The sequence below is a fragment of the Paraconexibacter antarcticus genome, from assembly GCF_024220175.1.
In the GTDB taxonomy this organism is placed as follows: domain Bacteria; phylum Actinomycetota; class Thermoleophilia; order Solirubrobacterales; family Solirubrobacteraceae; genus Paraconexibacter; species Paraconexibacter antarcticus.
The window spans coordinates 2709985-2728894 of sequence record NZ_CP098502.1 but is presented as its reverse complement, the minus strand read 5'-3'; the positions used below and the strand labels follow the sequence as shown (position 1 = coordinate 2728894).

At 74.3% G+C, this 18910-nt stretch carries 15 protein-coding genes and 1 riboswitch; of the genes, 3 read left to right on the top strand and 12 right to left on the bottom strand.

The window, feature by feature from the left end; translation table 11 throughout:
• Positions 1 to 66: 66 nt before the first annotated feature.
• The gene (tig, locus tag NBH00_RS13410; protein ID WP_254569098.1) at positions 67 to 1431 is read right to left on the bottom strand and encodes a trigger factor; all 1365 of its coding nucleotides are present in this window, start codon (positions 1429 to 1431) and stop codon (positions 67 to 69) included.
• 25 nt (positions 1432 to 1456) lie between these two features.
• Here tig and NBH00_RS13405 point away from each other — a divergent pair, with 25 nt between their 5' ends.
• Positions 1457 to 1612, top strand: a complete 156-nt coding sequence (locus NBH00_RS13405) for a hypothetical protein (RefSeq protein ID WP_254569097.1) — start codon at positions 1457 to 1459, stop codon at positions 1610 to 1612.
• A gap of 59 nt (positions 1613 to 1671) precedes the next feature.
• Here the strand turns inward: NBH00_RS13405 and NBH00_RS13400 are convergent, their stop codons facing one another.
• Positions 1672 to 3042, bottom strand: coding sequence for an adenylate/guanylate cyclase domain-containing protein (locus tag NBH00_RS13400; RefSeq protein ID WP_254569096.1), 1371 nt, complete (start codon positions 3040 to 3042; stop codon positions 1672 to 1674).
• Between the two features lie 157 nt (positions 3043 to 3199).
• Between NBH00_RS13400 and NBH00_RS13395 the strand changes: the two genes are divergently transcribed.
• A complete protein-coding gene (locus NBH00_RS13395; RefSeq protein WP_254569095.1) occupies positions 3200 to 4834 on the top strand; it encodes a long-chain fatty acid--CoA ligase in 1635 nt (544 codons plus the stop codon).
• A 70-nt stretch (positions 4835 to 4904) separates the two neighbouring features.
• Here the strand turns inward: NBH00_RS13395 and NBH00_RS13390 are convergent, their stop codons facing one another.
• The 3 genes from NBH00_RS13390 to NBH00_RS13380 all read right to left on the bottom strand — a co-directional run bounded on the left by NBH00_RS13390 (position 4905) and on the right by NBH00_RS13380 (position 8623).
• On the bottom strand, positions 4905 to 6275 hold the full coding sequence (locus NBH00_RS13390) for an aminotransferase class V-fold PLP-dependent enzyme (RefSeq protein ID WP_254569094.1): 1371 nt from the start codon (positions 6273 to 6275) through the stop codon (positions 4905 to 4907).
• A 36-nt stretch (positions 6276 to 6311) separates the two neighbouring features.
• Positions 6312 to 6435: riboswitch (SAM riboswitch) on the bottom strand.
• Positions 6436 to 6622: 187 nt separating this feature from the next.
• Positions 6623 to 7381, bottom strand: a complete 759-nt coding sequence (locus NBH00_RS13385; protein ID WP_254569093.1) for an SDR family oxidoreductase — start codon at positions 7379 to 7381, stop codon at positions 6623 to 6625.
• A 9-nt stretch (positions 7382 to 7390) separates the two neighbouring features.
• Positions 7391 to 8623 (bottom strand): acyltransferase family protein, encoded by a 1233-nt coding sequence (locus tag NBH00_RS13380; protein ID WP_254569092.1) that lies wholly within the window; start codon positions 8621 to 8623, stop codon positions 7391 to 7393.
• Between the two features lie 160 nt (positions 8624 to 8783).
• Between NBH00_RS13380 and NBH00_RS13375 the strand changes: the two genes are divergently transcribed.
• Positions 8784 to 10271 carry a class I adenylate-forming enzyme family protein gene (locus NBH00_RS13375; RefSeq protein ID WP_254569091.1) on the top strand — a complete coding sequence of 496 codons (1488 nt, stop codon included), beginning with the start codon at positions 8784 to 8786 and terminating at the stop codon, positions 10269 to 10271.
• A gap of 84 nt (positions 10272 to 10355) precedes the next feature.
• Here the strand turns inward: NBH00_RS13375 and NBH00_RS13370 are convergent, their stop codons facing one another.
• Genes NBH00_RS13370 through NBH00_RS13340 form a run of 7 tightly spaced genes read right to left on the bottom strand, consistent with a single transcriptional unit; the run spans position 10356 to position 18899 of the window.
• On the bottom strand, positions 10356 to 11264 hold the full coding sequence (locus NBH00_RS13370) for a DUF7064 domain-containing protein (protein WP_254569090.1): 909 nt from the start codon (positions 11262 to 11264) through the stop codon (positions 10356 to 10358).
• Positions 11264 to 12586 (bottom strand): hypothetical protein, encoded by a 1323-nt coding sequence (locus NBH00_RS13365; RefSeq protein ID WP_254569089.1) that lies wholly within the window; start codon positions 12584 to 12586, stop codon positions 11264 to 11266. Before NBH00_RS13365 ends, NBH00_RS13370 begins: the two co-directional genes overlap by 1 nt.
• The gene (locus NBH00_RS13360; protein WP_254569088.1) at positions 12583 to 12984 is read right to left on the bottom strand and encodes a PEP-utilizing enzyme; all 402 of its coding nucleotides are present in this window, start codon (positions 12982 to 12984) and stop codon (positions 12583 to 12585) included. The genes NBH00_RS13365 and NBH00_RS13360 overlap by 4 nt, the downstream gene beginning before the upstream one ends.
• On the bottom strand, positions 12981 to 13952 hold the full coding sequence (locus NBH00_RS13355) for a DUF7064 domain-containing protein (RefSeq protein WP_254569087.1): 972 nt from the start codon (positions 13950 to 13952) through the stop codon (positions 12981 to 12983). Before NBH00_RS13355 ends, NBH00_RS13360 begins: the two co-directional genes overlap by 4 nt.
• On the bottom strand, positions 13949 to 14992 hold the full coding sequence (locus NBH00_RS13350; protein WP_254569086.1) for a TIGR03857 family LLM class F420-dependent oxidoreductase: 1044 nt from the start codon (positions 14990 to 14992) through the stop codon (positions 13949 to 13951). Before NBH00_RS13350 ends, NBH00_RS13355 begins: the two co-directional genes overlap by 4 nt.
• A complete protein-coding gene (locus NBH00_RS13345) occupies positions 14989 to 16599 on the bottom strand; it encodes a pyruvate, phosphate dikinase (protein ID WP_254569085.1) in 1611 nt (536 codons plus the stop codon). The genes NBH00_RS13350 and NBH00_RS13345 overlap by 4 nt, the downstream gene beginning before the upstream one ends.
• Entirely contained in the window at positions 16599 to 18899 is a 2301-nt protein-coding gene (locus tag NBH00_RS13340) for a PEP-utilizing enzyme (RefSeq protein WP_254569084.1), read from the bottom strand. Before NBH00_RS13340 ends, NBH00_RS13345 begins: the two co-directional genes overlap by 1 nt.
• Positions 18900 to 18910 lie beyond the last annotated feature (11 nt).

Here is an 18910-nt window from a genome sequence, read left to right as displayed (position 1 = left end):
GCGGTGGGTGGAATCCCGTGGCTGCTGGAGCAGCAGCGGGATTCCACCTCGCCTCGCGGCGGCCTGCTACTCGGCGGCGTCGGCCTCGGGCTCGTCGGCGGCCGGCTCCTCCGCCGGGGCCTCGACGGCCTTGGCGTGCTCGACGAGGAGGTCCATCGCCATGCCCTGCGCGAGGTCGTCCATGAGCTCGGCGAGGCGGCCGTTCTTCTCGAGCCGGGCGCGGAGCTTCTCCGGCGTCGTGTTCTCGCGGACGGCGGTGGCCTGGAGGGCGTCGAGGACGTCGCCGTCGGAGGGGACGAGGTTCTCGGCCGCGATGACGGCGTGGATGACGGCCTCGCGGCGCAGGGCCTGCTCGGCGTCGGGCTTCGCCTCCTCGAGGATCTCCTCCTCGGTCTTCTGCGCGATGCCGAGGTAGGCCTCCTTCGTGATGCCCTGGTGCGACAGCGAGTGCACCATGCGGTCGAAGAGCTCCTTGGCGCGCGCGGTGATGAGCGCGTCGGGGACCTCGACGGTCGCGTTCGCGGTCACCGCGTCGAGGACGGCCTCGCGGAACTCACCGTCGACGCGGGTCTCGGCGTCCTCGCGGAGCTTCTTCGCGAGGTCCTCGCGCAGCTCCTCGAGCGTGTCGAAGCCGGCGTTGTCGGAGGCGAACTCGTCGTCGAGTTCGGGGAGCTCCTTGACCTTGATCTCCTTGACGGTGATCTCGAACTGGGCGAGCTGGCCGGCGAGATGCTCGGCCTGGTAGTCGTCCGGGAAGGTGACGTCGATCGTCTTCTCGTCGCCCGCGGAGGTGCCCGCGAGCTGCTCCTCGAAGCCGGGGATGAGGGTGCCGGTGCCGAGCTCGACCATCTGGTCACGGCCCTCGCCGCCGGCGAACGCCTCGCCGTCGAGGAAGCCCTTGAAGTCCATGACGACGAAGTCGCCGTCGACCGCCGCGCCCTCCTTCGTCTCCAGGCGGGCGGCGCGCTCGCGCAGCTGCTCGACCTGCTCGTCGATGACCTTCGGGTCGGGCTCGGGGTCGCGGCGCGGCGCCTCGACGCCCTCGTACTCGCCGAGCGTCGCGACCGGGCGCACGCCGATCTCGAAGGTGAAGGTCAGGGGCGCACCCACCTCGGGCATCTCCCCGAGGTTGAGGTCGGGCTCGCCGACGGGGGCGATGCCGGACGCGTCGAGCGCCCCGGAGTACCAGCGCCCGATCGAGCCGCGGATCGCCTCGTCGAGGACCGCCTCGCGGCCCATCTGCCGGATGACGACCGGCGGCGGGACCTTGCCCTTGCGGAAGCCCGGGAGGCGCAGGTCACGCCCGATCTGGCGGGCGGAGTCGGCGAGGCGGCGCTCCAGCTCGGCGGGGCTCACCTCGGCCTCGACGCGCACGCGCGACTCGGGGAGCTCGGTGACGGTGGTGGTGATGGGGTCGGTGACAGCGGCCATGTGAAGGCCACGATACCTTGGGCCTGTGCCCGAGCGGATCCTGACGCGCCCCGAGCGGCTGCGCGCCCGGTGGCTCACCGGGCCCGTCGCCCACTTCACCGCCGGGGTGACCGACTGGGCCGTGCTCGTCTGGACCTTCGCGCGGGACCGCCGCCGCGCGCGCCGGGACGACCGGGCCTGACCGCGGCGTGGGCCCGGCCCCGGCCCCGGCCGTCGCCACGCCCCCGACCCGACCCGGCGTCAGGCGGGCGACGGCGCCGAGCCGCCGTCGCCCCCGGCGAGGACGAAGATCGGCCACTCGCCGGGGATCCCCTTGAGCCGGTGGTGCCCCCGGTCGGAGAACGACAGGCCGCTGCCGACGACGGTCCCGAACGTCGTCCCCGACATGAGGACCTCGCCGCCCTTCGCCATCGCCCCGACGCGCGCGGCGATGTGGACGGCCATCCCGCCGACGTCGCCGCCGATCCGCTCGCACTCCCCGGTGTGCATCCCGATCCGCACGGTGAGGCCGAGGGGTTCGACGGCCTCGAGGATCGCCGCCGCGCAGCGGACCGCCTGCGACGGCGGCCCGGCGAACGTCGCGAGGAAGGCGTCCCCGATCGTCTTGACCTCCTCCCCGCCGAACGACACGAGCGTCGCGCGGATCGCGGCGTCGTGCGCCGCGAGGAGGTCGCGCCAGCGGGCGTCGCCGATCGAGGCCGCACGGCCGGTCGCGTCGACGATGTCGGTGAAGAGGACGGTGAGCAGCTCGCGCTGGAGCCCGCCGCCGCGGCGCCCGCCGGTGAGGAAGGCCTCGATCTCGCCGAGGATCGCCTCGGCGTCGCCGACCATCGGGAGGTTGTCGACGCCGGCCAGCTCCACGAGCCGGGCGCCCGCGATCCGCTCGGCGAGGTAGCGCGAGTGGCGGACGTCGATGAGGACGTCGCGGGTGCGGTGCATGATGAGCGTCGGGACGCGGATGCGCCCGAGGTGCGGCCGCACGTCGACCGTGGCGAGGGCGGCGGACATGCGCTCCAGGCCCGACGGCGTCATCGACTGGCGCTCGAGCCGGGCGAGCCACGCGCGCATGCGCGCGTCCTCGGCGACCGACGGCGCGATCCGGGCGAGGTTCGCCCCCGTCCCCCACTCGGACACGAGCAGCGCGACCCGCACCGCACGCTCCTCCTCGCTCGAGGCCCACTCGACCTCCTCGTCGCGGAGGTTGCGGACGACCGGCGCGTAGAGGAGGAGCGCGAGCGTGCGCTCCGGGTGGATCGCGGCGAAGGCGAGCGCCTGCGACGCCCCGCCGGTGTACCCCATGAGGACGGCGCGCTCGGTGCCGAGGGCGTCGAGGACGGCCTCGAGGTCGGCGACGTCGAGCTCGTCGGTGAACTCGCCGTGGTGCGGATCGGAGAGGCCCGAGCCACGCCGGTCGACGAGCACGACCCGCGCCGTCTGCGCGAGGCGCGTGAAGAAGCGGAGGGCCCCCGGCTCCTCCAGGAGGGCCTCGACGTGCGAGATCAGGCCGGACAGGAAGACGAGGTCGACGGGCCCCTCGCCGATCGTGCGGTAGGCGATGCTCGTGTCACCGTTGCGGGCCCAGCGGGTGGTGCTCGCCGTCGGCTGCCGCATCCGGCCAGCCTAACCACGCGGCGGCGCCCGGGCCCGGGTGAGTCCCCGGAAACCGGCGTCCTGCCCCGCACGCGTCATCGGCACCCACCGAAGGGGGTGGTTCCCCCTTGCTCCGGCCTCGCCGATCGGCGAGGCTCAGGCGACCATGCGCGGACTCATGCAGGACTACCCACTGACCCTCTGCCACGTCTTCCACCGGGCCGAGCGCCTGTGGCGGGACAAGGAGATCGTCACCGTCACCAAGAACGGCGCTCGCGAGCGGACGACCTACGGCGACTGGGCCGAGCGGACGCGGCGGGTCGCCGGTGCGCTCGACGAGCTCGGCGTCTCCGCCGACGGCCGGGTGGGCACCTTCGCCTGGAACTCCGCCCGGCACCTGGAGCTCTATTTCGCCGCGCCGTGCACCGGGCGCGTGCTGCACACGCTGAACATCCGGCTCTTCCCCGAGCAGGTCGTCTACGTCGCGAACCACGCGGAGGACGAGGTCGTGTTCGTCGACCGCTCGCTCCTGCCGCTCTTCTGGCCGCTCGTCGACGAGCTGAAGACGGTGCGCCACGTCATCGTCATGGACGACGGGGACGGGCCGGAGATCCCCGACGACCCGCGCGTGCTCGACTACGAGGAGCTGCTCGCGCGGTCCGCCCGCGTGGACCGCTTCCATGTCGCGGACGAGAACAGCGCCGCGGCCATGTGCTACACGAGCGGCACGACCGGCAACCCCAAGGGCGTCGTCTACTCGCACCGCTCGATGACGCTCCACGCGATGGCGACGATGCTGTCGGACACCTTCGGGCTCTCCGAGCGCGACGTCGTCCTGCCGGTCGTCCCCCAGTTCCACGCGAACGCCTGGGGCCTCGCGCACGCCGTCGTCATGACCGGCGCGTCGATCATCATGCCGGGCCCGGACCTCTCGGCTCCGGCGATCGCGAAGCTCATGGTCGAGGAGAACGTGACCGTTGCCGCCGGCGTCCCGACCATCTGGATGGGCGTCCTCCCCGAGCTCGAGGGCAAGGAGCTCCCCCACCTGCGCCACGTGCTGTGCGGCGGCTCGGCGGTGCCGCGCGCGCTCTCCGAGGCCTACCGCAAGCAGATCGGCCTCCCGATCCTCCAGGCCTGGGGCATGACGGAGACGAGCCCGATCGGCTCGGTCGCGACGATCCGCAGCTCGCACGCGGACCTGCCGGAGGAGGACCTCGCGGCGCTCCGCGCGACCGTCGGCATCACGAGCCCCCTCGTCGACGTGCGGATCGTCGAGCCGGGCGCCGACACCGAGCTGCCGTGGGACGGCAAGGCCCAGGGCGAGCTGCAGGTCGCCGGCCCGTGGATCGCCGCCGGCTACTACCGGGACGAGCGCTCCGCCGGGTCCTTCAGCGAGGACGGCTGGCTGCGCACGGGCGACGTCGCCACGATCGACGAGCACGGCTACATCCGCCTCGTCGACCGCACGAAGGACGTCATCAAGTCCGGCGGCGAGTGGATCTCCTCGGTCGAGCTCGAGAACGAGATCATGGGCCACCCGGACGTCGCCGAGGCCGCCGTCATCGGCGTGCCCGACGCGCGCTGGGGCGAGCGGCCGCTCGCGTGCGTCGTCGCGAAGGACGGCGCCACGCTCGACGCCGACGCCATCAGGGGCTACCTCGACGGCCGCGTCGCGAAGTGGTGGATCCCCGAGCGCGTCGAGATGATCGACGAGGTCCCGAAGACCTCGGTCGGGAAGTTCTCGAAGAAGGACCTGCGCGAGCGCTTCACCGGTGAGGCGACCGGCGCGACGAAGGCGGTCGAGACGGCCTGACCGGGCGGCGTGCGGTCAGGTGGGGGCATATCCCCCACGCGGCCGCACGCCGACGCCGGCGGCGGTCCGCTCAGGCGCGGCAGCCCGCGGGCGCCGGACCGCCGTCCGGCACCCACGCGCCGAGGTCGCGGTCGTCGTCGACCGGGGCCCAGCCGCGCTCGCCCTCGGCGTAGCCGGCGTGCGCGTGGCCCGCGACGAGCTCGCGCAGCGCGAAGAGGAGGCGGTCGACGTCGGCGGCGGTGCTGCCGACGCCGAGGCTCGCGCGGAGCGCGCCGCCGGGGAGGCCGAGCCGGGTCAGCAGCCGGTGGGCGCAGAAGCGCCCGTCGCGCACGCCGATGCCGTGCTCGGCCGACAGGTAGGCGCCGACGTGGCCGGGCGCGAAGCCCTCGACGCTGAAGCAGACGACGCCGATCGCGTCGCGGCCGTCGTCCCAGATGCGGTGGGTCCGGACGCCGGCGATCGTCCGCAGACCGTCGAGCAGCCGGGTCCGCAGCGCCGCCTCGTGGGCCTCGAGCACGCCCGCCGGGAGGACGCAGAGCGCGTCGCACGCGGCGGCGAGGGCGACCGCGCCGAGGAGGTTCGGCGTCCCGCCCTCGTGGCGCTGCGGGGCGGGCAGCCAGTCGGTGCCGTCGGCGCGTACGTCGCGGACCGCGCCGCCGCCGAGCAGGAACGGGGGCGCCGCGTCGAGCCAGTCGCGACGGCCGACGAGCGCGCCGGCGCCGAACGGCGCGTACAGCTTGTGGCCGGAGAAGGCGACGTAGTCGACGCCGGTGCCCGCGAGGTCGAGCGGACGGTGCGGCGCGAGCTGCGCGGCGTCGAGGGCGACGCGGGCGCCCGCGGCGTGCGCGAGCCGGACGAGGCGGCGCAGCGGCAGCACCTCGCCGGTGACGTTCGAGGCGCCCGTGACGGCGAGCAGGGCGACGGGCCGCTCGCGGAGCGCCGCCTCCACCGCGGCGAGCGTCCCTTCGACCGTCGGCGGCGCCTCCAGGCAGCGGTGCGGGCGCGCCGTCCACGGCAGGAGGTTCGCGTGGTGCTCGACGTCGAGGACGAGGACCTCGCCGCCGGACGGGACGGCGGACGCGAGGAGGTTCAGCGCGTCCGTCGTGTTGCGGGTGAAGACGACGGCGTCCTCGCCCGGGCGGGCGCCGCTGAACGCGCCGACGGCGGCGCGGGCGGCCTCGTACCTCGCGGTCGACGCCTGCGACGGGAGGCCGGCGCCGCGGTGGACGCTGCCGTACGTCGTCAGGGCGGTGGTCGCGGCGTCGGCGGCGACCTGCAGGGCCGGGGCGGTCGCGGCCCAGTCGAAGTTCGCGTAGCGGACGTGGCCGCCGCCGAGGACGGGCACCCGCAGGTCCTGGCCGACCGTCGGCAGGAGCGGTTCGGTCGCGGTCGTCGGGTCCGTCGGGGTGCCCGCGTACGGGCGGTGCTCGATGAGCGTCATGGGGGTCTCGATTCGTTCCGGGACCCGCTCGTCGCAGGTCCGCGCTTGCCACAGGAACCGCTTGCGCGGCCTGTGCGGCCTGGTCGTTCACCCGGGGCACCCCACCGCGGTGGAGGGTTGCCGGCCAGCGAGCCGGGGCTTGACGCTGGCGCTCTTGACCGCGGCGAACGGTAGCGGACGGGACCGGCAGGCGCAATACCTGATCGGGTTACTGGACATTGAGGCGGCGGCCCCGCGAGGGGCGGCGCGGGCCCCTCCGATCCTCCGCCGCCGCGCACCGGGCCGCCGACTGACAGCTGACGCAGGACTCCCCTGCGTCAGCTGTCAGTCGGCGCGGTGGCGGGGCGTCAGATCCCGCGCAGCAGGCCGCCGTCGACGGGTACCGCCGTGCCCGTGACGTAGGCCGCGGGCTCGCCGCACAGGAAGGCGGCCACCGCCGCGATCTCCTCGACGGTCCCCACGCGGCCGGCCGGGACGTCGCGCGCGGCCCGGGCGTGGACCTGCGCCTCGTCACCGCCGGCGCCGGCGAGCAGGCGCGCGGTGAGGATCCGCCCGGGCAGGACGGAGTTGATCGTCACGCCGTCGGCCGCGCACTCGAGCGCGAGCGTCTTCAGCGCGCCGAGGAGCCCGGAGCGCTCGGTCGTCGAGAGCATGAGGTGCGGGAGCGGCTCGCGGACGGAGGTCGAGGCGACCGAGACCACCCGCCCCCACCCCCGCGCCCGCATCCCGGGGAGGGCCACCTGCAGGAGTGCGAGCGGCGCGAGGACGAGCGTGCGGTGCGCGGCCTCCCACTGCTCCCGGGAGAAGGCGAGCGGGTCGGAGCCGGGCGGCGGGCCCCCGGTGCTGACGACGAGGATGTCGAGCGGGCCGCCGAGCGCCGACTCGGCCGCGTCGACGAGACCGGCGGCGCCGTCGAGGTCGTCGCTGTCCCACGTGAGCCCGGCCACCGCGCCGGTGTCCGCCGCAGCCGCCGCGCTGCGCTCGGCCGACCGCGAGCTGAGGACGACGGCCGCCCCCTCCCCCGCGAGCTGCGCGGCGATCGCCTTCGCGATGCCCGCCGAGGCACCGGTGACGAGGGCGCGGCGGCCCTGCAGTCCGAGGTCCATGGCCCGAGGCTAGTGCGCGGTGGCGGTGGCGGTCGCCGCGGCCGGGCTCGGCTCGCGGACCAGGAGGTGCGGGCGGTCGGCCGGCTGCGGGCGCTCCGCGAGGTGCGGGCGGCGGGACTCGCGGCCGGGCCCGGGACGGCGCTCTCGGGCCGCCGCCCAGCGGATGCCGGGACGCTCGACGAACGTCCACGAGAGCCAGGCGACCGGGAGCGTGACGGCGAGGACGGCGGCGAACGCGGCGGCCGGGTGATGCTCGGGGAAGACGTGCGCCCCGCGCAGGCCGAGCATCAGCGGCATGTGCCAGAGGTAGACCGGGAAGCTCAGCGCGCCGAGCACGCGGAACGGTGCGGTCGCGAGGACCCGCGCCGTCGTCCCCCGCGCCTGCGCCGCGACGAGGATGACCGCAGCGAACCCGGCGGCCGCCGGGAGGTCGCGGAGGATGCGTCCGGCGTACCCCGCGTCCGCCTCGTGCCAGCCCCCGTCGAGGACGACGAGCGCGGCGGCGGCGAGCAGGACCAGGATCCTCACGCCGGGCGGACGGCGCCGCACCGTCGGGCGCTCCGCGAGCACCGCGGCGGCCATGCCGCAGGCGAAGCACGGCGCCAGCGCCGGCAGCGAGGTCGCCACGACGATGCTGCCCGCGCCGACGGCGTGGGCGAGGTTGAAGAGCGTCCCGCCGGCGAGGAGGACGAGCGGCGGGGCCAGGAGCCGGGCGGTCCCCGGGACGCGGGTGTCACGCCGCTCCGGCGCGTCGAGCGCGAGCCAGGCCAGCACCGGGAGCAGGACGTAGAACTGCACCTCGACGGCGAGCGTCCACATCGGCGGGTCGAGGGCGCCGGTCGTCGCCGGGGAGAGGTTCGACGCGAAGACGGCGAACAGCGGCAGGGCGTGCAGCGGCGGGATGTCCACGCCCCGGACGTCCGCCAGCGGCGCGAGCAGGAGCAGGCTCCCGAGGAGCGCCGCGGCGTAGGCGGGGACGACGCGCGCGGCGCGCCGCCGCGCGTAGGTGCCCAGCCGCGGAAGCGGCCGCCCGCCGCGGGCGGCCACGACCCACGAGCGGTAGAGCAGGAAGCCCGACAGGACGAAGAAGAGCGGCACGCCGAGGCGGAGCTGGTGGACGACCGCGTCCCCGAGCGAGTCGCCCTTCTCGGCCACGGTCGTCGTGTACAGCCAGGCGTGCAGCGCGACGATCGCCAGGGCGGCGACGCCGCGGAGCGCGTCCAGGGCGGGGGCGCGGGACATGGCTCTGTGGTGCCCCGCGAACCTGAAGATCAGCCAAATGTTCATCCAGCCGCGGCTGAGCGTGCGTCCCGCGATCGTTGTGCCGGTCGCCCAGCCGCGGCCGCTCCGCTTGTGGGAAGACACCCCGCGCGTGCCGGAGGCCCCGGGTTAGGGTCGCGTCATGTCCGCTTCCTCGCTCTCCGACGTCCGGCACTTCGCCGCCCTCCCCGAGGCCCGCGCGGCCGCCGATCCCTCCGCGCCCGCGATCGCCGACGACAACCTGAAGCTCGACAACGCGGGCCTGCTCGACCGCGTCAACCGCGCCGCGGCGGCCTTCCAGCGGCAGGGCATCGGCACGGGCGACGTCGTCGCGGTCGTCCTCCCGAACCGCGCCGAGCTCGTCATCAGCCTCTTCGCCGCCTGGCGCCTGGGCGCCGCGGTCACGCCGGTGAACCCGGTGCTGACGAAGACCGAGATGCAGTACCAGGTCGACGACGCCGGCTCGAAGGTCATCGTGGGCGACGGCCTCGAGCTCGAGGGCAACGTCATCGAGGTCGGCTCGCTCGCCGACGACCCCTCCGGCGCCGCGCTGCCCGAGATGCCGGCCGACACGGCCGCCGTCGCCCTGCTCATCTACACGAGCGGCACGACCGGCAAGCCGAAGGGCGTCATGCTCGACCAGTCGAACCTCTACGCGATGTGCCGCAGCGCGGGCGAGGCCTTCCAGATCTCGCCGGAGGACCACAGCCTCCTCATCCTGCCGCTCTTCCACGCGAACGGGATCATCGCCGGGACGCTCACGCCGCTCCTCGGCGGCGGCCGCATCACGATCGCCTCGCGCTTCAGCCCGAAGACGTTCTTCGGCCTCGTCGAGCAGGCCCGCCCGACGTACTTCTCGGCCGTCCCCGCGATCTACGCGATGCTCACCGCGCTGCCCGAGTCCGAGAGCGCGGACACCTCGTCGCTGCGCTTCGTCGTGTGCGGCGCGGCGCCCGCGCCGGTCGAGCTCATCGAGCGGGTCGAGTCCCGCTTCGGCGTCGTCCTCATCGAGGGCTACGGCCTCTCCGAGGGCACGTGCGCCTCGACGATCAACCCGATCGACGGCGTGCGCAAGCCCGGCACGGTCGGCCCCGCCATGCCCGGCCAGGAGGTCGAGGTCATGGACCCCGACGGCAACATCCTGCCCCAGGGCGAGCGCGGCGAGGTCGTCATCCGCGGGCCGGTCGTCATGCGCGGCTACCTCAACAAGCCCGAGGAGACCGCCAAGACCATCATCGACGGCTGGCTGCACACCGGCGATGTCGGCATCATCGACGAGGACGGCTACCTGCGGATCGTCGACCGCATCAAGGACATGATCATCCGCGGCGGGGAGAACATCTACCCCAAGGAGATCGAGTCGGCGCTCTACACGCACGAGGGCATCCTCGAGGCCGCGGTCGTCGGGCGCCCCGACGACGTCCTCGGCGAGGTCGTCGTCGCCTACGTCTCGCTGCGCCCGGACGCCGACGTCACCGTCGACGAGCTCCACGAGCTCTGCAGGGACAAGCTCGCGAAGTACAAGCTCCCCGTCGAGATCCACATCCTCGACGAGCTGCCGAAGAACCCCGTCGGCAAGATCGACAAGCCGACGATCCGCAAGCGCGATCAGGCGGCCGCGACGGCCTGAGGCCGGACGTGTGGAATCCCGGTGCGCGTGACGCGCACCGGGATTCCACGCACGTGCGTCGTGCCCCCGGCGGGCCTGGCGACGTCAGGCCCGTGCCCGCGCCCGCGCCTGCGCCGCGGCGTAGGCGATCGGCCAGCCGCACTCGAAGTGGATCAGCGCGGGGGCGCCGTCGATCGTGCCGGTGCACGCCGCCTCGTTGAGCGTCGCGGCGCCGCCGGCCTCGAAGCTCAGGAGCGCGAACCGCCGCCCCGCGACGACGGTCTCCAGGCCCTCGGCGTCGACGATCGTCGCCGTGACGTCGCGCTGCCACCAGCGGTCGTCGTACTCCGCGCGGATCGCGACGTCGACGACCGGGGTCGTGACGCCCTCGCGGGCGACGTACCCGTGGCACGTCGTCTCGCCGCGGGCGTGGATGAGCATGACGTTCAGGGCGAGGTCGTCGGACGCCTGGGCCGAGAGCCACTTCCAGTCCTGGATCGCCGCCCAGTCCCGCTCGCCCCAGGAGTGATCGCGCTGGGCCGTCGCGTCGACCGCGATCTCGGTCCCGTCGAGGACGAGCGTGCCCGTCATCCGGCCCGCCTGCTCGAAGCGGTCGGTCGCGACGAACGACGGGCAGCCGTCGGCGTTGTCGCGGTAGCTGAACGCCGGGTGGGTCGCGGTGAACGTCGCCCGGAAGTCGACCCCCTCCCCCGCGAACGCGAGCTCCGCCGTCCGCAGCAGGTCGGCGTGCCGCAGCGTCAGGCCGTCCACCGCCCAGTCGTCGAAGTCGCGCTCGCCGATCGGCACGCCGTCGTTCGCGAAGAAGCAGCGGCGGTCGTCGTCCTCGCCGACGACGGTGAACAGGTAGCCCGCACGGTCCTCGGCGTCGACCCACGTGTAGACGAACAGGATGACGCCGTGCTCGGGGAGGAGCAGGTTGTAGAAGAGGCTCTCCCGGCCGTGCACCCCGGAGATCTCCCCGGGGTGCCGCAGGTCGTCGGCGGGCGCGAGCATCAGCCCGCGACCGTCGCCCGCACGGACGGAAACGCCTGACCGAGCAGCAGCACGGGCGCAAGCACCTCCGCGGCGGCGGGGCCGCTGAGCGTCGGCCACGCCTGCTCGGTCAGCGGGTGGATGTCGTCGAAGCCGTCGGCGACGAACCGGTCCCACAGACCGGCGGCGCGGGCGTGGGGCATGATCATCTCCCGCGAGTACATGCGGATCCCGGCGCGGAGGTTCGCGTCGGTGTCGTTCCCCGCGATGTGGGCGTAGAGCTTCATCAGCGCGGCGGAGGCGTCCTTCGCGATCTGCGCCCGCTCCTCCGGCCCGATCTGCCGGAGCCAGTCGACCGGCGTGTCCCACGTGTCGCGGACGTAGGTGCTCACCGCGACGACGTGCTTCTGGTAGTCGGCGGGCGTCGTGAACACCGTGGCCAGGTCGTTGACGACGAACTCGATCGGGGCGCCGGGCGGGAAGAAGAACGCCTGCGTCAGCGCGTACGGCAGGCCGTCGGCGACGTGCGACCACGGGTAGCCCGGCTCGCTGAGGAACAGGTCCCGCACGAGGACGAGGCCCCCGTCCGGCGTCGGGTACGGGCCGGTGTCGTTGACGCCGGCGCGGCAGTCGTAGTGGAAGAGGAACCCGAAGATCTCGGCCTGGGCGTTGAACTGGCGGACGGGCTTCGCCTCCTCGGGCGCCGAGAAGACCTCGCGGTCCTCCCAGAAGCGCTCGCGGACCGCCTGCTCGAGCTGCTCGACGCGGTAGCCGCGCGACGCGCAGAACGCCTCGCCGCCCTCCTCCTCGCCCCACGCGCCGAACATGACGCGGCGGGCGAACTGGATGAGCGTCTCGACGTCCTCGCGGCGGTCGGTCGGCTGCTCCAGGCCGAGCGCGCACGCGATGCCGCGGCCGAAGAGCGGGCACGCGAACGCCCAGTTGCGCAGGAAGTTCACCTTGCTGCCGACCTCGGTGCGCATCGAGCGCCCGAGCGCGATGACGCCCTCGGGGCCGAGCTCGGCGGTGAGCGCGCGGACGAGGTCGGGGTACGTCGCCCACTGCTGGACGAAGGCGAGCGTCTCGTACTGCTGGCGCGGGATGAGGCCCGACTCGCCCTCGGACGCGCGGGAGCGGATGACGTCCCACAGGTTCCAGCCGAAGTACTCGAACCAGCTGTCGATCTCCTCGTCGGCGAGCGCGTCCTTCATGACGCTCTCGCGGGTGAGGGTCGTGATCGGCGCGGCGAGCCTCGCCCGCATCTGCGCGTCGCCCTCGACCCCGGGCGGCGTCTGGGCGAGGTAGTTCTCGAGGAACTTCGCGAACTCCTCCTCGGCGCTCATGACGGGGTCCCCCCGGCCTGGACGAGGCCGTCGGGCACGCCGGACGTGTCCAGGCGCAGGAGCGTCCCGTCCTCGGGGACCGTCTCCCCGCGCTCGGTCTCACGGCCCTCGGTGAAGCTCACGCCGACGATGCAGGGGATGCCGAACTCGCGGGAGACGATGCCGAGGTGGCTCTCGACGCCACCCTGCAGCGTGAGGACGCCGCGGACGCCGAGGCTCAGCGCCGGGGCGACGAACGTCGTCGTGCCGCCCCGGGCGATGACGACGACATCGCTGACGTCCTCCCCGCTCGTCGCGAAGGCGAGCACGTCCTGCGGGCTGTCGAGCCACTTCGAGCGGCCCTCCACGGGCTCGGTGTCGAAGACGTTCAGGCCCCTCCCGATGTCGGTCCAGCTCATGCGATGCTCCTGTCGTTCGTGGGGGTGGTGGTGTTCTCGACCCGCGGCTCCGCGCCGGGAGCGGTGTAGTCGGCGATGTAGCTCTGCGGCCAGCCGAGCTCGATGTGCGCGATCGCGGCGTGGCCGTCGAGCGTCGCGCTGCAGGCGATCTCGTTCATCTGCATGTGGCGCGCGGGGATCGGCAGGCCGGCGACGCTCGTCGCCTCCAGCCGCAGCTCCTGCCCGTCGGCCGTCGTGAAGCGGCCGGCGACGCTCGTGTGCATGAAGGCCTCGTCGAGCGTCGCGCGGGCCTCGGCGGCGACGATCGGGCTGACGAAGCCGCCGCGGCTGACGTAGCCGTTGATCTGCCGGTCGCCGAGCGCGTAGGAGATCCAGCCGTGCAGCGAGATGTCCTCGTCGACCGCGGTCGCGTTGATCCACTTCCAGTGCTGGAGCGGACGCCAGTCGCGCGTGCCCCACGAGTGGTCGCGGTGCCCGGCGCTGACGAACTCGACCGTGCGGCCCGGGAGCGTGAACGTCCCGCGCGTGCGGACCGACTGCTCGTAGCGGTCGTCCGCGGCCCACGGCGGGCAGCCCTCGGGGCCGTCGTGCCAGCTGAACGGCGCGTGCGTCCCCTCCAGGCGGCACGTGATCGCGAAGCCGTCCGGGCTGACGAAGGCAAGCTCGGCCGCGTGCAGCGGCTCGGGCTGGCGGACGTGGAGGCCGCCGACGACGAAGTCGTCGAGGTCGTCGCCCTCGAGCTCGAGGTCGCCGGCCATGTCGAGGAAGAGCGGGTCGGGCGAGACGCCGTCGGCGAGCGCGACGATCCGGCCGAAGCGCCCGGTGCTCTCGTCCTTGAACACGTAGGCGAGCGCGAGCAGCCCCTCGTGCGGGACGGGCAGCACGTAGAACAGCGACTCGCGCCCGTTCTGGCGGCCGGCGATGTCGTGCAGCAGGTCGTCGGCGGCGGTGAACCGGCGCAGGGTCATGCGGGGGCTCCTTCGAGGGCGTGGACGAGGGACGTGACCTCGGCGGGCGAGCTGCCGTGCAGGACGACGCGGTCGGCCCCGGCGTCGAGCTGCGCGCGGACGCTGCGGGCGCACTGCTCGGGCGTCCCGGTGGCGGCGCCGTCGCGGAGCCACTCCTCGGGATAGACGTCGCGCAGCGCCCGCAGCTCGTCGGTCGTGAAGCGCGTGACGTCCGCCATCCGGCCGTCGAGGACGGGATGCTCGCGCAGCCGCTTCAGCACGCCCGGGTCCCAGCCGTTGGCCTCGACGATGAGCTCGCCGTAGCCGGGCCACTGCATGTACGTCGTCATGCGGCGGACGACGCGCTGCAGGACGTCCTCCTCGCTCATGTCGCAGGCGGTGACGAGCAGCGTCCAGATGCGCAGCGCCTCGGGGTCGCGGCCCGCCTCCTCCGCGGCGCGGCGGGCGAGCGCCGTGCTGCGCGCGACGCCCTCCGGCGTCCAGTGCGAGTGGAGGATGAGGTCGTCGTAGGCGCGGCCGGCGAGCTGCTGCGTCTTCGGGCCCAGGGCGCCGAGCGCGAGCCGCGGGATCACCGGCAGCTCGACGCCGAGCGACAGCGTCCCCGGGAAGCGGCCGAGCGGCCCGTCGTGGTCGACGACGGCCTCGCCGTTCCACATCCGCCGCAGGACGTGGGCGGCGTCCTCGAGCATCGCCATCCCGGGGCGCGGCATCCCCCACGTGTCCCAGTTGTGGTTCACGCCGCGGCCGAGGCCGAGCGTGAAGCCGCCGGTCGCCAGGTGGGCCATGGTCCCCCCGAACGCGGCGAGGTCCATCGGGTGCCGGGTGTGCGGGTACGTCAGGCCGGCGACGACCTCCATGTCCCCGGCGAGCGCCGCCGCGTAGCCGCAGAGCGCGGCCCCCTCCTTGACGTTCAGCCGCTCCGAGAGCAGGACGGCGCCGAGCCCGAGCGCGGCGCCGTCGGCCACCTCCTGGCGCAGCGGCGCCGCCGACTCGACGTGGCCGGGCAGCGCGTAGAAGGCGAGCTTGCCGGCGATGCTCACGAGGGCACCGCGATCGCGGTCGCGGTCGTCGCGGTCGCGGCCATCGCCTCGGCCGCGGCGCGCCAGCGCTCCACCCGGGCGAGCCGCTCGTCCTCCTCGGGCGCCGCGAACGCCGGCGCGGTCGTCGCGACGAGGCCGCGGTCGCCGTCGACGGCGAGCAGGTCGCCCTCGCGGATCGTGACCCCGGCGACGGTGGCGCTCGTCCCGTCGCGGGCGACGACCACCTCCCCGATGCCGCAGACCGCGGGCCGCGCCATGCCCCGCGCGACGACCGCCGCGTGGCTCGTGCGGCCGCCGCGGCCGGTGACGATCGCGACGCTCGCGATGAAGCCGTGCACGTCGGCGGGCGACGTCGTCGGGCGCACGAGGATGACGTCCTCGCCGGCCTCCCTGCGCCGCTGGGCGCGCGCGGCGTCGAAGACCGCGGCGCCGACCCCCGCGCCCGGCGAGGCGGCGAGGCCGCGCGCGATGACGGTGTCCGGTGGCGCCTCGGCGGCGAAGCGCGGCGCCCGCGCGCCGGTGAGCTGCTCGTCGCTCACGCGTGCGGCGGCCGCCGCCGCGTCGAGGAGGCCCTCGTCGACCGCGTCCGCGGCGAACCGCACCGCGGCCCGGCCCGAGCGCTGGGCGGGCCGGAACTGGAGGATCCACAGCCGGCCCTCCTCGATCGTGAACTCGCACTCGACGAGGTCGCCGGCGCTCCGCTCCAGCCCGCCGAGGATCCGGACGAGGTCGGCATGGACGCCGGGCAGCCGCTCGGCGAGCGCGCGCAGGTCGTCCGGGTCGGCCGTGCCCGCGACGACGTCCTCGCCCTGGGCGTCGAAGAGGACGTCGCCGTAGACGCCGGGCGCACCCGTCGACGGGTCCCGGGAGAACGCGACACCGCTGCCCGAACCCTCGCCGCGATTGCCGAACACCATGCTCTGGACGACCGCCGCGGTCCCGAGGTCCCCGTCGATGCCGCGGTGGGCGCGGTAGGCGTCGGCGCGCGGCGAGCGCCACGAGCGGAAGACCGCCTCCAGGCACTCGCCGATCTGCCGGCGCGGGTCCTCCGGGAACGGCGCGCCGGCGTCGGCGAGCAGGCCCTTCAGGACGCGGACGGCACCACGGGCCTTCGCCCCCGCGTCGTCCCCCTCCGGGACCGCGTCGAAGAGCGCGTCCTCGACGTCGTCGCGGGCCAGCTCGCGGACGGTGATCGCGTAGCTGTCGAGCAGGCGCTCGTAGCTCGACCAGGCGAAGTGCGGGTCGCCGGTGTGCTCGGCGAGGGCCTCGACGATCGCGTCGCTGAGGCCGACGTTGAGGATCGTGTCCATCATCCCCGGCATCGAGACCGGGGCGCCGGAGCGGACGGACACGAGCAGCGGCGCCGCGGGGTCGCCGAGGCGGCGGCCGAGCTCGGACTCGAGGCCGGCGAGCGCCGCGTCGATCTGCTCGTCGAGGCCGGCGGGCAGCGCGCCGTCCGCGAGCCAGGCACGGCCGACGGGCGTGCCGAGGACGAAGCCGGGCGGGACGGGCAGCCCGAGCTGGGCCATCCGGACGAGGCTCGCGCCCTTGCCGCCGAGGACGGCCTTGTCCGCCTCGACGGGGTCGGTGAACGCGACGAGGGCCATCAGTAGCTCCCCTCCTCTTCGCGCGTGATGCCCTGGGTCATGAGGTAGTCCTCGTGCAGCTCCATCCAGACGGTGTGGACCGACTCGCAGAGCGGGCTGAGGACGTAGCCCTCCTCGCCGCCGAGCGCGCGGCCGAGCGCGACCGACAGGCGCTCGTCGTAGCGCCCGAAGCGCGGCAGGACCTTCGCGGTGCGCCGGATCGCGGGGCGCGCCCGGTCGACGAGGTCCTCGAGCTCGCCGAGCAGCGCGGCGCGCTGGTCGGCGTCGCCCGCCTGCCAGGAGACGCAGAGCACCTTGAGCTTCCCGTTCACCGTGAGGAACCGGTCGTAGGCGGGCGCGATCGCCGCGCGGTCGAAGGACGCGCGCTCGGCGGCGAGCAGCTGCTCGTGACCGGTGCGCCCGGCGTCCGTGAGCATCCAGCCCGCCGGGGTCGGGACGACGAGCCCGGCGGCCTCGAGCGCTGCCCCGTCGCCGGGCAGCTCCGCGGCCATGCCGCGCAGCGCGAGCGTGTGGAGCGCGTCGAAGGCCTCCGGGTCCGGCGGGTCCGCCGCCTCCGGGAGCGGCGGGAAACCCGTCCCGGTGAGGAACAGCCGCGGGACGAGCGCGGCGGCGGTCCCGTCGCGCACGAGCGTGTAGTACGACTGCGACGTCACCGGGTCGAGCTCGAAGAAGTCGAGCTCGCCCACGAGGCGGTTCCACATGCCCGCGCCCCGGGCGTACGGGAGCAGGAAGTCGGTGTAGTAGACCTTGGCACCGGCCATGATCTTCTCGCGCTTGGACATGCCCGCGATGTGCGGGTAGAGGCGGCTGCAGCCGGCGTCGCACGCCACCTGGATGCGGCGCATCTCCTCCGGATCGAGCAGGCGGATCCGGTCGGCCGGGGTGTCCCACCGGTCGCGGGCGTAGACCGCGGCGCCCTTCAGGTGCCGGAGGTAGTTCGCCGGCTCGGTGAAGAGCGTCCCGATGTCAACGAGCTGCAGGTCGAGCGGCTCGTCCGGCTTGAAGTACATCGCCTGCGTCACCGCGTACGGGAGGCCCTCGGCGAGCTGGCCCCACTGGTAGGCGTCCTCCTGGAGGAAGTGGTCGCGGACGATGACGAAGCCCCCGTCCGCAGTCGGGTAGGGCCCGGTGTCCGAGAGCCCGGCGCGGTTGTCGAAGTGCAGGAGGAAGCCGAGCATCTCGGTGCTCGCGGAGAAGCGCTGGAAGTCGCGGCGCTGCTCCGGCTCGGTGAAGAACGTCACCTCGTCGTCGAACCGGCGCAGCCAGTGGTCCTCGAGCAGCTGTGCGCGGTAGCCGCGCATGGAGGTGAACATCGGGCCGCCGCCCCACTGCCCGTGGTAGAGGCGCCGCTGGAAGGCGAAGGCCTCGCGGAGGTCCTCCGGCCGATCCTCGGTGAGGCCGAGCTCGAGCGCGACGCCGCGGCCGAACGCGACGCCGAAACCGAGGGCCCACGAGTGCAGGAGGTTCGCCTTCGTCCCGATCTCGCGGCGCGAGGCGCGGCCGAGCTCGACGACGCCGTCGACGCCGATCTCCTCGGTGATGAGGCGCAGGAACTCCGGGTAGCGCTGCCAGATCTGGACGAACGAGACCGACTCGTACTCCTGGCGCGGGATGAGGCCGGACTCGCCCTCGGTCGCGCGGGCGGCGAGGCAGTCCCACATGTTCCAGCCGGCGTAGCGCGAGAGGTCGTTCACCTCGGCGTCGGTGAGCGGGCGGTGCATCGACGCGTCGTCCAGGTGCAGGACGCCGGAGGTCAGGCCGGCGCGGAACTGCTCGTCGCCCGCGGTGCCGTGCGGGACCTCGCCGCCGAAGCGCTCGAGGAGCACCTGGACCTGCGCGAGCGTCTCGGCGTCCATCGCGGGCGGGGCGGTGGGCGTCCCCTCCTCGGCCTCGGGGGCGCCGGCCTCGATGAGCACCGTGCCCTGCGGCGCGGCGGAGATGTCGAGCCGGACGAGCGCGCCGTCGGCGGGGATGACCTCGCCGCGGGCGCTGCGCACGCCGCGGTCGAACGTCACGCCCATGACGCACGGGATGCCGTACTCGCGGGTGAGGATCCCGAGGTGGCTCTCGGGCGCGCCCTGAAGGGTGAGGACACCCTTCACCCCCGCGTTCAGCGCCGGCGTGAGGAACGTCGTCGTCCCCCCGCGGACGAGGACGATCGTGTCCTTCACCGCGTCGGAGGCGACGAACTCCATGACCGCCTGCGGCGAGTCGAGCCACCGGACCGGCCCCTCCACGGGCGTGTCGTCGGTGAAGACCGTCAGGCCGGTCCCGACCGCCTCGAATGCGGTGTCGAGCATCTCGTCTCCCT